We start from the raw sequence: 14,692 nt of genomic DNA, 5'->3' as shown, positions 1-14,692 counted from the left end.
CCCGTCTATATAGAGACAACAAGAAAGGAATCTGCATGTCTGAGTTTGCTGCCGGTCCTGCCGGTCGTATCGAGCGTGTCCGTGCCCTGATGGTCGAGCGTGGCTACGACGCCATCGTGGTGCGCGACGAGGCCAACCTTCGTTGGCTTACGGGTGTGAAGGGCGTCTTCGACTACACCTTCGAGTTCCCGCACGCTGCGTTTATTACGGCCGACCAGTGCCTGTTCCATACCGACTCGCGCTACCTCAACAGCTTTGAGGAGAACACGCCCGGCGGCAGCCCCTGGGTCTACGACATGGATGAGGGCACCATCCCCGGTTGGGTCGCCGGCAAGATCGCGGCCAACAAATGCCGCGTCTGCGCTGTCGAGGACGATATGCAGATTAATTTCTACCAGGGTATTCAGCGCGGCCTGGAGGACCGCTCCGTCGCCTGTATGTTGCCGCTGATGCACGACGACATCCGCAAGATGCGCGCCATCAAGGACGCCGAGGAGATCGAGCTCATGCGCCATGCGCAGTCGATCACCGATGCCGCCTTCCAGCACATGCTCGGCTTTATTAAGCCCGGTATGACCGAGAAGCAGGTACGCAACGAGCTCGAGAACTTTATGTTCGCCAACGGTGCCGACAGCCTGGCCTTCGGTTCCATCGTCGCGAGCGGCCCCAACACCGCCAACCCGCATGCCGTCCCGAGCGACCGCGTGATCGAGAAGGGCGACTTTGTCCTGATGGACTACGGCGCGGGATACTGCGACTACCGCTCCGACATGACTCGTACCGTCGTGATGGGCGAGCCCACCCAGGAGCAGCTCGACCTGTACGCGCTCGTGCGCCGTACGCACGAGGAGTGCGTCGCCGCCATCCATCCGGGCGTCGAGGGCAACGACATCTTCAAGCTCTCCAAGAAGATCATCGGCGATGCCGGCTATGGCGATTACTATAACCATGGCCTGGGCCACGGTGTCGGTATCGATATCCACGAGCTGCCCAACTTCAACCGCAGCAAGAACACCATCGAGGTCGGCTCGGTTATCACCATGGAGCCCGGCGTCTACCTGCCCGGCGTGGGCGGCGTGCGCCTGGAGGACTATGGCGTGGTCACCGAGAACGGCTACGAGCCCTTCACCAAGACCCCGCACGACCTGCACGTTATCGACTGCTAGTCTACTTCGGTAGATAGTTTGGGGCGGGGCGTCCGGATCGATTCGGACGCCCCGCGTTCTCTTTTTATGCGCTCGCCGCAGGCGCCGTCTGCAAGTGTATAATTTCGGTCGTATGTAAATTGGACGCTTGTGCGTTCTGCCCATAACAAGAAAGGTCGCTATGCCTACCATTTCTACCGCCGACTTCAAGAACGGCCTCGGTCTCCGCATTAAGGACAAGGTCTACACCATTGTCGAGTTCCAGCATGTCAAGCCGGGCAAGGGCGGCGCGTTTGTGCGCTACAAGACCCGCGACATCAAGAGCGGCCGCGTCGTCGAGAACACCTGCAACGCCGGCACCAAGTTCGAGAGCGTCATGCTCACCACCCGTGAGTTCCAGTACCTCTACAACGATGGCGCCGACTACATCTTCATGGACAATGAGACCTATGAGCAGGTTCCTGTTCCCGAGGACATGGTGGGCGAGAACTCCAAGTGGCTGCGCGAGAACGACATTTGCCAGCTGCTCTTCGCCGACGATGAGCTCATGGGCGTGACCCCGCCGATGTTCATCGAGACCACCATCGTCCAGACCGACCCGGGCTTTAAGGGCGACACCGTCCAGGGCTCCACCAAGCCGGCCACGATCGACACCGGCGCTGTCATCCAGGTCCCCATGTACCTCAACGAGGGCGAGGTCATCAAGGTTGACACCCGCGACGGCAAGTTCGTCTCCCGCGTCTAGCAACCAACTCTTCTAGGAGGACTCATGCCCCAGGAAATCAAGATTGACGGCATCGGCATTTCGCCCGATGTTCTGACCGCCATCGTCTCGCGCGCCGTGTCCGATGTCGAGGGCATCGCCTCCGTTGGCGTCAAGGACCTTGCCACCAACCTTGTCTCCATGATGCTCTCGTCTAAGGCCCCGGCTTCCGAGCCGGCGGTCGAAGCCGAGGTCGTCGGCGACAAGCTCGCACTCACCGTGCGTGTCGTGGTGTTCTTTGGCTATCCGTTCAAGAAACTCGCCGAGGCCGTTCGCGCCGCTGTAGTCGCCGCCATCGATGCCCAGGTGGGTGTCGAGGTCGAGCGCGTTGACGTTTGCATCGACGGCCTCGTTTTCCCCAAGGAGTAACCTTTGAGCCTTAAGGTTTATCGCGGGCGCACGCTTGCCCGCAGTCAGGCGCTGCAGCTGCTGTTCCAGGCCGAGGCCACGGACAGCCCGCTCGAGCGCGTCCTCGAGGGCGATTTCCTGATCTCGAAGGGCCCCCTCGACCCCTATGCTCTGGAGCTGTGCCGCGGTGCCTACGAGCATATCGATCGCATCGACTGTGCCCTGCGCGCCGTCGCCAAGAACTGGGATCTTATGCGCATGCCCGGCGCCGACCGCAATCTGCTGCGTATCGCCGTCTACGAGATGCGCTTCCTCACCGACGAAGAGGTCTCGGACGCTATCGTGATCAACGAGGCCGTCGAACTTGCCAAGGCCTATGGCACCGACCAGTCCGCCTCGTTTGTCAACGGCGTGCTGGGCAAGATCGCTCGCAGCGAGGAGCTGCCGGGCGAGGACCTGTACCAGGAACTGCTGGCCGAGGATCGCGCTCGCGAGGAGGCCCAGGCTGCTGAGGCTGCCGCCAAGGTCGCTGCCGCTCAGGCTACCGCCGGTGTACTTGCCGAGGATGTGGACGCTGCTGAGGCCGTCGAGGCCGACTCCGTCGAGGAGTAGCCATGCCAGAGGGTTCTGTCCGCAACTTTGACGAGATCTCGGACCGTCTGGACCAGATCATTGCTACCGTTCGCTCCAAGGATACGTCCTTGGAGCGTTCACTCGATCTGTTTGACGAAGCGATTGAGCTGGGCTCCCGCGCGGTCGATATGGTCGACAAGTTTGAGCTGACGCCGCGTGAGGCCGATAAGCTCGAGCAGGAATACGATGAGGATGCGGCAAACGAATCCCAGGATAGCTAGCCGCATCTCCGGATACGAATGGTTGATGGCATTCATGAAACGCGTGCGTCTTGATGACGAACTGATTTCACAGGGCATCTGCGCCGATCGCGCGGATGCCCTTCGCACTCTTATGGCCGGCTTGGTTTCGAGCGGCGGTGAGCGTTTGGCCTCTCCGGGGCTCAAGGTGACGCCGGGCCTGCCGCTGCACGTTAAGGGGCGCATTCCGTACGTTGGGCGCGGCGGCCTTAAGCTTGAGGGTGCGCTCGATGCGTTTTGTATCGACCCCACGGGCCTTGCCTGCCTGGACGTAGGCTGCTCTACCGGCGGCTTTACCGATTGCCTGCTCAAGCGCGGAGCTGCGACCGTTGTCTCGGTGGACGTGGGTCGCGCACAGTTCGATTGGTCGTTGCGTCAGGACGATCGCGTGACGCTGCATGAGCGCACCAACGTGACGCAGTTGCCTGAGCTTGGCTATGCCGGCGCCATCGACCTGGCTGTTTGTGATGTCTCGTTTACCGGCATCGCGAATATCATCGACGCCGTGCTGGCGTGTCTGAATCCTTCGGGTTCGTTCTGCACGCTCGTAAAGCCCCAGTTTGAGGCGCCGGCTGCGCTGGTGGGCGAGGGCGGTATCGTGACCGACCTCGCCGTCCGCCGCGATACGCTCGTGGCGGCGATTGAGCTTTTTGCCGCCAAGGGCCTGTTCCCGCTTGACGTGTGCGTGTCGCCCATCCATGGCGCTAAGGGCAACGTTGAGTTTTTCCTGTACGGCACAAGGTTTGCCCCTGGCGAACGCACCGACGATGAGCTGCAATCCCAGGTATCGGTTTTGAGCGAGAAAGCTGCAACGCTATGAAAGTCTTTCTGGTTCCCAATTACTACAAGCAAGAGGCGGTCGAGAGCGGCCTGATGCTCGAGCTTTGGCTTTCGCGCCAGGGCTACGAGGTCGCATGGGCTGCCGATCAGCGCTCCAAGATCCAAAGCGCGCCCGATGTTGACGATGCCGACCTGGTCATTACGCTCGGCGGCGACGGAACGCTGCTGCGCGCGGCTCGTATCCTCAACTACCGCGAGATTCCCATTTTGGGTCTTTCCTATGGTCATCTGGGCTTTTTGACGGCAGCGAGCCCCGAGGAGCGCGACATTTTAAAGGTTGTGAGCGATGCTCTGTCCGGCGAGCTCCACGTGAGCCGCCGCGCCACCATCGCCGCCGATATCGTTTCGGTGCGCGAAGACGGCACGAAGGATGTCGTGCGCACGTTTGCCCTCAACGACATGGCACTTACGCGCGGCCCCCTTTCCGATATGGTTGAGTTTGACATTACGGTGTCCGGCCATCATATCGATCGCCTGCGCGGTGACGGTGTCGTCGTGTCGACGGCGACTGGCTCTACCGGCTATGCGCTGAGCGCCGGCGGCCCTATCGTGAGCCCCGATTATACGGGCATGGTTTGCGTGCCCATCGCGCCGCACACCATTCAGGCTCGCGCTTTCTTGACATCGCCAAGCGATGTCGTTGAGATCTTTATGTCCGACGACCGCCCGAGTGTGCCTGCCATCGCTATCGACGGACAGTTTATTACCTGCGACGGCACGGTCGAGAGCGTGGCTGTGCGTCGCGGTCCCGGCGATGTGCTGCTGCTGGATTACGGTCCCGAGAGCTTCTATAACTCGGTGAGTCGCGTGTTCTATGGAGTGCGTCATGATCGATGAGCTGCAGGTTTCCAACATTGCACTCATTCGCGAGGCGACGTTGGTTCCGAGTGCGGGTCTAACGGTTCTGACCGGCGAGACCGGTGCTGGTAAGACCGCACTGCTCTCGGCACTCAAGCTCATTTTGGGCGAGCGCGCCGATTCGTCGACGGTTCGCGAGGGCGAGGCGCTTGCCAGCGTCGAGGCGCGTCTGTTTGACGGTCCGCACGACACGGAGGGCTTCACCGTGCAGCGCAGCCTTTCTGCCGAGGGCCGCAGCCGCGTAAAAATTGACGGCCGTATCGCCAGCGTGCGCGAGCTTTCGGAGCGCGTTGGCGTGATGATGGATCTTTGCGGCCAGCATGAACATCAGCGCCTGCTCGACCCGGCGCACCATGTTGCCATGGTCGATGCTTGGGCTGGGCGCGCGGCGCTTGAGGCGCTCGAGAAGTATCGTGCCTGCTTTAAGGCTTCGCGTGCTGCCGCCAAGGAGCTTCGCCGTGTGGAGGAAGCCTCACGTGCGCAGGGGAGTCGCGTCGAGGAAGCGCGTTTTGCCCTCGAGCGTATCGCCGAGGTCGACCCCAAGCCAGGCGAGTACGAGGAACTCGAGGAGCTGCTGCCGCGCTCGGAGCACGCTGAGGTCTTGGTGGCGACGGCCAACGAGGCCCATGCATCGCTTGCTGCCGAGGGGGGAGCGCTCGATGCCGTGAATGGCGCCGTGGCCGAGCTTTCACGCATGACGACCGTTGACCGCAAGCTCGGTGACATTGCCGATGCGCTTTCGGATGCCTGCATCTCGCTTGAGGATTGCGCCAACGAGCTGCGTGCCTATCGCGATGGCGTTGCGTTTGACCCTCGTGAGCTCGCTCGCATGCGCGAGCGGTATTCCGACCTCAAGGGCCTGCTGCGTCAGTGGGGTCCCACCATGGACGATGTCTTTGCCATGCGCGACCGCTCACGAGAGCTGCTGTCTCTAGTCGATGATGGTGATGAGCAGATCAAGAAGGCTCGCGAGGCACTCGGGTGCGCTGAACGCGATCTTTTTGCTGCTGCTAAGGCGCTTAAGCGCGCGCGGAACACCGCTGCCCCGCGCTTTTGTCACGAGGTTGGCCGTCAGATGGCGCGCCTGGAGATGGGCGGTGCCGAGCTGGTCTGGGAGTCGCGCGATCTTCCGCGTGCCGAATGGACGCCGGCGGGCCCTTCAAGCTACGAGCTGCTATATCGCAGCGGCGCTGGCTTGACACCTCGTCCCTTGCGCCGCATTGCGTCGGGCGGCGAGCTCAGCCGCGTCATGCTGGCAAGCAAGGTTGTCCTCGGTAACGCGGACGGTGTTGATACGTTGGTGTTTGACGAGGTCGATGCTGGTGTCGGTGGCTCCACGGCGCGTGCACTTGCGGGCGTGCTGACAGATCTCGCCGCTACGCATCAGGTGATTGTCGTAACCCACTTGGCGCAGGTCGCCGTCATGGCCGACAAGCATTACGTGGTCAGTAAAGAGCCCGGCGACTTTCCCCAAACGCATCTGGACGAGGTGACCGGCGATGCCCGTACCGCAGAGATCGCCCGTATGCTGAGCGGCGATCAATCGGAGGCAAGCCTAGCGCACGCCAGGCAGATGCTGGAAGAAGCGCGTGCTTAGGCCGTGCCGCCACATGCATGTCCGACCTGTCCGCCACGAAACCGGCCCATCTACTACGTTTAATAGGCCATCGGGAACCATGTCAAGAATTGCAAAAAGAAAACCGCAGGTAGAGCGCCTGCGGTTTTCTCTATTTTCGGTATGTGGTTGGGCCATACGGATAAAACGTAGTAGATAGGCCGGTTTCGTGGCGAGTGGCGTTTATCGGCTCCCTAAAATGTCTACTCTACGACCTTATCCGGCTGGATGAGCTCTTCGTAGTAGCTGATGTGCTCGCGCGCGTCCTCGATTTCGGGCAGCAGGAAGTTGTAGATGACCTCTATGATCATCGTGGCGCTCATCTTGGAGAACGCGAAGTCGCCCGTTGTCAGCAGTGCCTCGTGATTGACGGTATTAAAGGTGTAGTCGGCTAGGCGCGCAAGTGGAGACTTGCTGTCGCTGCTGATGACGACTACAGTGGCGCCGCAATCGCGAGCTGCTTTTGCCATGCGGTTCAGTCGACGCGACTTGCCAGAGTTCGAGATCAACACGATAACATCACCAGGGCGCAACGTGAGCGCGAAACCAATCGAGGTCTCGCTGATGGTGCTTGCCATGCAGCGAAGGCCCAGCTGCGAAAACTTAAATGTCGCATCGAGCGCGACCGCGTTCGTATTGCCCACGGCGGCGAACTCAATAACGCCGGCATTCTTAAGCGCGTGCACAACTGCGGCCAACGTGTCGTGATCAATGCCGTCGATGGTCGCATTAAGCTCACTCACCTTGGCGGCGAGGATATTTTTAAGGCTCTGCTCCATGTTGTCGAGCGAGACCTCGTCGGTCAGGCCCTCGTTGCGCTGACTCTCCAAGTCGCGAGCCAACGAAAACTGAAAGCTGCGGAAGCTGCCAAAGCCCAGCTTGCGGCAGAAGCGCGAAACCGTCGCCTCGGACGTGGCAGCGGCTCGTGAGAGCTGGGCGGCCGTCAGGCGCGGCGCCTCGGACTGGTGCTCCAATATATAGTCGACAATGCGCTGCTCGGAATCGCTGTACCCTTTGTGTGTGCTAATAAGGGAGAGCGCGCTCTTGCTGCTATCGGTCATGGATGGCTCCTGGTTGGCATTGAAAATCGGACTCGTTTTTCAATGCCATAGTATACGGGCATTTTCAATTACAAGATACACCTTGCCGTTTCAAGTGTTGATGGTAAACTTTCACTTACCGTTTACGGTTATGAAAGAACCTTTCACCGGAGAATTGCGCCTTATCTCTTCTCACGCGGACGGTAGGTTGGTATCTTTCAAGTGTGGAAAAACGCGCATTGAAGCGCGTTTAGGGGAGCGCCTGCGGGCGCAGTACTCAAGAAGGAGGGACACATGGCTAAGTTTGACATCATCGCCGCGACCGGTTGCCCGACCGGCATTGCGCACACCTTCATGGCGAAGGAGGCGCTGGAGAAGGCAGCTGCCGAGCGAGGTCTGACCATTAAGGTCGAGACTCATGGCCAGGTCGGTGTCGAGAACGAGCTCACCAAGAGCGAGATCGCCGGTGCCAAGGCCGTCGTCGTCGCAGCCGATAAGGATGTCCAGGCTGAGCGTTTCGCCGGTAAGCCCATGGTTTCCGTCGGTGTTTCCAAGGCCCTGTCCGTCGAGGCCGCCGGAAAGCTGATCGACCGCGCGCTCGCCGCCAAGGGCGACGACACGGTTGCCGCTGCCGCCGATGTCGAGGACGAGGTCGAGGAGAAGGAGTCCATCGGTCACGTCATCTACAAGCACCTCATGAACGGCGTCAGCCACATGCTGGTCTTCGTCGTTGCCGGTGGTGTTCTGACCGCCATTTCGTTCCTGTGGGGCATCACGTCCTTTGATTCGACGGCTGCCGACTACAACAGCTTTGCCGCGATGCTCAAGATTATCGGCGGTATCGCCATGAACCTCATGGTTCCGGTGCTCTCCGCCTACATCGCCGAGTCTATCGGCAAGCGCCCGGCGCTCGTCCCCGGTTTCGTCGCCGGTATGATTGCCATCCAGGGTCTGCCCGTTAACGCCGATACTGGCATGATCGACGCTGGAGGCTCGGGTGTGGGCTTTGGCTTCCTGGGCGGCATCGTCGGCGGCTTCCTCGCTGGCTATGTCATCCTGCTGCTCGAGAAGGTTTTCTCTAAAATTCCCGCGAGCCTTAATGGCCTGAAGGCAATCTTCCTTTATCCGCTGTGCTCTACCGCCATCGTCGGCCTAGTCATGCTCGGTATTTCCGGCCCCATGGCTGCCATTAACCAGGGCATGATGGATTTCCTGCAGAGCCTCGGTAACTCCGGTCCGGTGATCCTTGGCCTGGCCATCGGCTGCATGTGCGCATTTGACATGGGCGGCCCGGTCAACAAGGCTGCTTACGCTACTGGCACCTTCCTGCTCGGTACCGCTCTCGAAGCTGGCGTCGGCACCGAGACCTACAACTTCGGCACCAACTTCATGGCTGCCGTCTCCGCCGCTTGCATCGTTCCGCCGCTGATCACCACCTTCGCCGTCGTTGTCGGCAAGAAGTACTTCAGCCAGGAGGATCATGACGCCGGTATCGTCAACCTTATCCTTGGTTGCACCCACATCACCGAGGGCGCCATTCCGTTCATGACCAAGAACATCTGGCCCGTCATGCCCATCATGATGGTCGGTTCTTCCATCGCTTCCATCTTGACCATCTTCTTCAACGTTCACGATCCGGCGCCTCACGGCGGCTTCCTGGTCCTGCCCGTTGTCGAGAACGGCCCGCAGTGGGTCCTCGCGATCCTCATCGGCGCCGTGGTCGGTGGCATCCTGTTCGTGGCCTTCAAGAAGTACGACTTCGAGAAGAATCAGAAGGCCGCTCCTGTAGCCAAGCCGGTTGAGGCTTCCAAGGCCGCTGCCGTTGAGGCCCCTAAGGTCGAGGCTGCCGACTTCGTGAAGGTTGAGAATGTCTTTGTCGCCGAGGACTTCGCTTCTCGTGACGAGGCTCTGAGCTTCGTTTCCAACCAGGCTGTCAAGGCTGGTATCGCCAGCGACGCCGACGCCGTGATGAACGCCTTCCTGGCCCGCGAGGCCGAGGGCACCACGGGAATGATGGAGGGCTTCGCCATTCCGCATGCCAAGTCCGACGCCATTACCGAGGCTGCCGTCATCGTCGTTAAGGACGAGTCCGGCGTGACCGGTTGGGATACCATGGACGGCGCTCCCGTCAACGTGGCCATCGCTCTGCTCATCCCTGGTGCACAGGCTGGCACCACGCACCTCAAGATCCTGTCCAAGGTCGCCGAGGCGCTCATGGACGAGGACTTCCGTGCCACCGTCAAGGGTTCCACCGACGCCGCCGAGATCGCCAAGACGATCAACGCCCGCCTGGTCTAATTCCGCAGTACGCGAATAACATCGCCCCCTGTAACAAAGGCGAGGACTCCCTACGGGTCCTCGCCTTTTTTCATGCCACCCGGCACTTAGGGACGTCCTTTTCCTGCCGGCACCCCGGGCCACTCCTTAGTCCCCAACAGGGCATTAATAGCCCTCATCGACTGAATCACCCACGCCAACAATAATTCAGCCAGAATTCCTTTCGCACGATATTACTTTGGATCGACCGAGTTTCCGCAGCTCGCCCGCCCGGCGGGGCGATTAAGTTTGTCGCGAGTTCCGCACGCAAAGGAAAGCACTTAATGTGCTTTCCGTCTTGCGCAGGACTGTAGAGCAGCAAACTTAATCGCCCCGCCGGGCGGGCGAGCGCAGGGATACGACATCTGTCCAACAATTCGTGTGAAACACAATGAAAAACCGTTTGATGTGAGTTAATATAAACAACGTCGTGAATCTGACTCCTGCCACATGCATGACAGGGGTTAAACACAAAAAGGAGTCAACTATGGTTTCTGAGAAGGCTACCCTCGTTAATCCTCAGGGTCTGCACATGCGTCCGGCTGGTCTGTTCGCCTCCACCATGGGCAAGTACGCCTGTGACGTGACGGTCGTTACCCCCGAGAAGGAGGTCAACGGCAAGTCCCCGATGGCCCTCATGGCTGCTGGTATCCCCTGCGGCACTGAGGTCGAGGTCAAGTGCGACGGCGCTGACGAGGCCGAGGCTCTGGCTGCTGCCATCGAGCTCATCAAGAGCGGTCTTGGCGAGTAGAACTCAAACGGGTCGCATGTTGAACAACTAAGTTCATATTTGGGGGCGCAGTGACCTGTTGTAAGGTAGCTGCGCTCTTTTGTCATGGATATGGCAAAACGCTTTATCACATGACACGGAGAGAGGAATGGGAATGTATCAGGGAGTCAACGCTTCCGAGGGCATCGGTATCGGCACCGTCATGGTCGCCGTCGATCCCGACTTGACGTTTGAGCCGCACGAGGTTGCTGATTCGGCAGCAGAGAAGGAGCGCTATCAGTCCGCTCTTTCGGTCTTCTGCGAGAAGACCCAGGCTCAGGCCGACCATATGAAGGAGACGGTGGGCGAGGCCGAGGCCGAGATCATGAGCGGACACATTGTCCTGGCTCAGGACCCGGGCATGACTGACGCCATCAACGCCGCCATTGACGGCGGTACCTGCGCCGAGCAGGCGCTCATGGACACCTCGACCATGTTCGAGAACATGTTCCTGTCCATGGACGACGAGATGTTCCGTCTGCGCGCGGCCGACATCGCCGACATCCGCACCGGTATTCTGGCCGAGCTGCTGGGCAAGGAGGTCGTCGACCTCTCCGTCCTGCCTGAGAACACCGTCGTTGTCGTGCACGACCTCACGCCGTCCATGACCGCCACGATCGATAAGGCCCACGTTGCCGGTATCGTCACCGAGACCGGTGGCCGCACGTCGCACTCCGCGATCATTGCGCGCGCCCTTGAGATCCCGGCTGTCCTTTCGGTTTCCAACAGCTGCACCGCGCTGCGCAACGGTATGACCGTTGTCGTCGACGGCGGCAAGGGTATCGTTGAGGCCGATCCCGACGAGGAGACGCTCGCTGCCTACACCGCCAAGGCCGAGGCCTTCGCTGCCGAGAAGGCAGCCCTCGAGGCCTTCCGTGGCAAGCCGTCCGTGACTGCCGATGGCATCAAGAAGATCATCGCCTGCAACATCGGTAACCCCGATGACGTGCCCAACGCGCTCGATCACGACGCCGAGGCCATCGGTCTGTTCCGCTCCGAGTTCCTGTTCATGGACTCTGCTGAGCTTCCTTCCGAGGAGGAGCAGTTCAACGCCTACCGTAAGGTCGCCAGCGCGCTCAAGGGTGCTCCGGTCATCATCCGCACACTCGATGTGGGTGGCGACAAGGAGATCCCGTATCTGCATATGGTCAAGGAAGACAACCCCTTCATGGGCTTCCGCGCCGTGCGTTACTGCCTGGCCAATCCCGACCAGTACAAGGTCCAGCTCCGCGCTCTGCTGCGCGCTAGCGCCTTCGGTGACGTCAAGATCATGATCCCGCTCGTCACCTGCGTCGAGGAGGTCTTGGCTGTCAAGGAGCTCGTCGAGCAGTGTAAGGCCGAGCTGACCGAAGAGGGTCGCAAGTTCAACGAGAACATCGAGGTCGGCATCATGGTCGAGACGCCCGCCGCTTCGTTGCTCGCAGACCGTCTGGCCGAGGTTGCCGACTTCTTCTCCATCGGCACCAACGACCTGATCGGCTACACCATGTGCGCCGACCGTGGTAACGACACCATCTCCAACCTGTACCAGGTTTACTATCCCGCCGTGCTCCGCTCGCTCAAGAACATCATCGAGAGCGGCGTGAAGGCCGGCATCATGGTCGGTATGTGCGGCGAGGCCGCTGCCGATCCGCTGCTCGAGCCGCTGCTGATCAGCTGGGGCCTGGAGGAGTTCTCGATGAGCGCTCCGTCGATCCTGCGCGCCCGCAAGACCATCAGCCAGTGGACCAAGGCCGAGTGCGACGAGCTCGCCGAAAAGGCGCTCGCCTGCAACACTGCCGCCGAGGTCAAGGCACTGCTCGAGTCCGCAGCTCGTTAATTTGGTATCAGAGGTAACCGCGTGGTTGGAATGGGCCGGCCACGCGGCCCTCACATATACAGGGGGTACTGTAAATGTTCTACACGCTAACTGCTAACCCGGCTGTCGACATGACGGTTTCGAGTTCTCCGCTCGAGCCCGACGAGAACGTCCGCACCGGCTCGGCCAGCTACACGGCTAACGGCAAGGGCCTCGACGTGTCCTTCGCCTTTAAGAAGATGGGCGTCGACACCGTCGCGCTCGGCTTCTTCGCTGGCTTCACGGGCAAGTTCATCGTCGAGGAGGTCATGAACCTGGGTTGCCTCTGCCGCCCGGTCTGGACCGACGGTATCACGCGCATTAACACCTACGTCAACGATGGCCAGCACGAGTACGGCATCCTGAACCCGGGTGCTCCGATCACGCCGCAGCACCAGGAGGAGCTCTACAACATCCTGGACACCGCGGGCGATCTCGAGTGCCTGATCGTTTCCGGCTCCGTGCCTCCCAAAGCTACGCCTGACTTCCTGGCTCAGGTCATGGAGCACGCTCAGGCTCGTGGCGCCGACGTCGTCCTGGACCTGTCCTCCGATAAGCTCAAGGAGCTCGCTCACAAGAAGCCGCTGCTCATCAAGCCGAACCATCACGAGATGAAGGCCATCTTCGGCGTGCCGGTCGACACCGACGACGAGGTTCGCGTTGCCATGAAGATGGCTCACGACGCTGGCGTTCAGAACGTGCTGCTCACCCGTGGTAGCCGCGGCGACGCTTACTTCTCCAACGGCGAGGACATCTGGTACGCCAAGCGTGAGTTCAACATCAAGCTGGTTTCTTCCGTCTGCGCCGGCGACTGCACCCTCGCTGCGTTCCTGCACAAGTGGTACAGGGATCGCGACAACGTCGAGGAGGCCATGAAGCTCGCTATGGCCACCGGCGCCAACGTTGCCGAGTCCGTCGGCATCGGCGACTTCGGTCACGTCGACGAGTACAGCAAGCGCGTTGCTGTCCGCAAGCTCGATCGTCAGTAATCGAAACGCGACATATTCGTGCGCATGCGGCGCCCCGGTTTCGGCTGGGGCGCCTTTTTTGTTCCGTCATTGGAGAGAGATGTTCTGCCGTACTTCATCGCTTCCACACCGTTCACCGAGTTGTCCTAGCCCTTTACCGATGGGTGGAATATACTTTCATCAACACGTTGCTTCGTGAAAGGAACATTCATGATTTACACGCTCACTGCAAATCCCGCCATTGACTACAACATCGCCTGCGACGGCCTTGCTGCCAACACCGTCACGCGTACCCGTAACGCCGTCTACACGCCCAACGGCAAGGGTCTCAACGTCTCGTTCACCCTCGATCACTACGGTGTCGACACCACGATTCTGGGCTTTTTCGCCGGTTTCTCGGGTGAGTTCATCGTCAAGGGCGCCGAGGCCCTGGGCGTGCCCGTCAAGCCCGTGTGGACCGACGGCATCACGCGCGTCAACGTGTTCCTCAATGCCGGACCCGACACCGAGTACAACATGGTCAACGCCGGTGCCGCCATCAACGAGGCCAACGAGCAGGAGATGTTTGAGCTCATCGATTCACTCGATGACATGACCTGCCTGGTCATCAGCGGCTCGCTGCCTCCCAACACTTCCGAGGGCTTCCTGGCCGAGGTCCTGCGCCGTGTCAAGGCCAAGGGGGCCGAGTTCGTCCTCGACATCTCGAGCCATCAGCTGGCAGACCTCATTGCCATGGAGCCGCTGCTGATCAAGCCCAATGACGACGAGCTGCTCGACATCTTTGGCATTAAGGTGAGCGGTGGCGACGATGAGTCCGTCAAGGGCGCTATGGCCGAGCTGCACGCCAAGGGCGCCAAGAACGTGCTGCTGACCCTCGGTGGCGCCGGTGCGTACTTCTCCAACGGCGAGCACATCTGGTTTGCCAATCGCACCTTCGACGTCAAGCTGCTGTCGACGGTGTGCGCCGGCGATTCCTCGCTCGCTGCCTTCCTGTCCGTATGGCACGACGCTCCCGAGCGAGTCGAGGACGCCCTGCGCCTTTCGATGGCTACCGGCGCCAATGTGGTCGAGTGCCCCGGTCTGGGCGATTTTGCCAAGGTGGACGAATATAAGAAGCACATCGAGGTTCGCCAGGTCTGCTAGCAGCATCGATACGTCGTTGCCGAACACCCGCTTTGGATTACCAAGGCGGGTGTTTTTTTGCGCGCTGAACGTATGTGGCGTCTGCTGTCACGTTTTATCTAATCGATGACGCGATTGCGTGTGCGCGCTTTCTCGTTTCTTGTTAGACTTCTTGAGAACCATCGATTAACGCTCACAA

The 14,692-nt window shown here is 60.4% G+C and carries 14 protein-coding genes; 13 read left to right on the top strand and 1 reads right to left on the bottom strand.

Translation table 11 applies throughout. From position 1 onward, the window contains the following. Positions 1-35: 35 nt before the first annotated feature. From DW024_RS00355 to DW024_RS00320, 8 genes are all read left to right on the top strand, one after another. Positions 36-1,166, top strand: a complete 1,131-nt coding sequence (locus DW024_RS00355; protein ID WP_118376667.1) for a Xaa-Pro peptidase family protein — start codon at positions 36-38, stop codon at positions 1,164-1,166. Positions 1,167-1,326: 160 nt separating this feature from the next. Next, the gene (gene efp, locus DW024_RS00350; protein WP_117806186.1) at positions 1,327-1,890 is read left to right on the top strand and encodes an elongation factor P; all 564 of its coding nucleotides are present in this window, start codon (positions 1,327-1,329) and stop codon (positions 1,888-1,890) included. A gap of 24 nt (positions 1,891-1,914) precedes the next feature. Beyond that, positions 1,915-2,277, top strand: a complete 363-nt coding sequence (locus DW024_RS00345; protein ID WP_006233982.1) for an Asp23/Gls24 family envelope stress response protein — start codon at positions 1,915-1,917, stop codon at positions 2,275-2,277. Positions 2,278-2,280: 3 nt separating this feature from the next. Continuing rightward, complete coding sequence (nusB, locus tag DW024_RS00340; RefSeq protein WP_117806187.1) at positions 2,281-2,868, top strand: transcription antitermination factor NusB; 588 nt, start codon at positions 2,281-2,283, stop codon at positions 2,866-2,868. A 2-nt stretch (positions 2,869-2,870) separates the two neighbouring features. Continuing rightward, positions 2,871-3,110, top strand: coding sequence for an exodeoxyribonuclease VII small subunit (locus DW024_RS00335; protein WP_006233978.1), 240 nt, complete (start codon positions 2,871-2,873; stop codon positions 3,108-3,110). A gap of 34 nt (positions 3,111-3,144) precedes the next feature. Then, the gene (locus tag DW024_RS00330) at positions 3,145-3,948 is read left to right on the top strand and encodes a TlyA family RNA methyltransferase (RefSeq protein ID WP_233540790.1); all 804 of its coding nucleotides are present in this window, start codon (positions 3,145-3,147) and stop codon (positions 3,946-3,948) included. Continuing rightward, entirely contained in the window at positions 3,945-4,805 is an 861-nt protein-coding gene (locus DW024_RS00325) for an NAD(+)/NADH kinase (protein ID WP_118065371.1), read from the top strand. The genes DW024_RS00330 and DW024_RS00325 overlap by 4 nt, the downstream gene beginning before the upstream one ends. Next, entirely contained in the window at positions 4,795-6,423 is a 1,629-nt protein-coding gene (locus tag DW024_RS00320) for a DNA repair protein RecN (RefSeq protein WP_118065373.1), read from the top strand. Before DW024_RS00325 ends, DW024_RS00320 begins: the two co-directional genes overlap by 11 nt. 221 nt (positions 6,424-6,644) lie before the next feature. Here the strand turns inward: DW024_RS00320 and DW024_RS00315 are convergent, their stop codons facing one another. Continuing rightward, positions 6,645-7,502, bottom strand: a complete 858-nt coding sequence (locus DW024_RS00315) for a MurR/RpiR family transcriptional regulator (protein WP_117637710.1) — start codon at positions 7,500-7,502, stop codon at positions 6,645-6,647. A gap of 273 nt (positions 7,503-7,775) precedes the next feature. On the opposite strand from DW024_RS00315, the gene DW024_RS00310 reads away from it, so the two are divergent. The 5 genes from DW024_RS00310 (at position 7,776) to DW024_RS00290 (ending at position 14,514) form a co-directional block, all read left to right on the top strand. Continuing rightward, complete coding sequence (locus DW024_RS00310) at positions 7,776-9,779, top strand: fructose-specific PTS transporter subunit EIIC (protein WP_118288927.1); 2,004 nt, start codon at positions 7,776-7,778, stop codon at positions 9,777-9,779. 505 nt (positions 9,780-10,284) lie between these two features. Further along, positions 10,285-10,548, top strand: coding sequence for an HPr family phosphocarrier protein (locus DW024_RS00305; protein WP_022094575.1), 264 nt, complete (start codon positions 10,285-10,287; stop codon positions 10,546-10,548). A 133-nt stretch (positions 10,549-10,681) separates the two neighbouring features. After that, entirely contained in the window at positions 10,682-12,385 is a 1,704-nt protein-coding gene (ptsP, locus tag DW024_RS00300) for a phosphoenolpyruvate--protein phosphotransferase (RefSeq protein ID WP_035138206.1), read from the top strand. A 74-nt stretch (positions 12,386-12,459) separates the two neighbouring features. Continuing rightward, positions 12,460-13,392 (top strand): 1-phosphofructokinase family hexose kinase, encoded by a 933-nt coding sequence (locus DW024_RS00295; protein ID WP_006233969.1) that lies wholly within the window; start codon positions 12,460-12,462, stop codon positions 13,390-13,392. Between the two features lie 189 nt (positions 13,393-13,581). Continuing rightward, on the top strand, positions 13,582-14,514 hold the full coding sequence (locus DW024_RS00290) for a 1-phosphofructokinase family hexose kinase (protein WP_022094572.1): 933 nt from the start codon (positions 13,582-13,584) through the stop codon (positions 14,512-14,514). Positions 14,515-14,692 lie beyond the last annotated feature (178 nt).

The sequence above is a fragment of the Collinsella sp. AF37-9 genome, assembly GCF_003475115.1.
GTDB lineage: Bacteria > Actinomycetota > Coriobacteriia > Coriobacteriales > Coriobacteriaceae > Collinsella.
The sequence above is the reverse complement of the archived record's forward strand: the minus strand, read 5'-3'. Positions and strand labels throughout refer to the sequence as shown.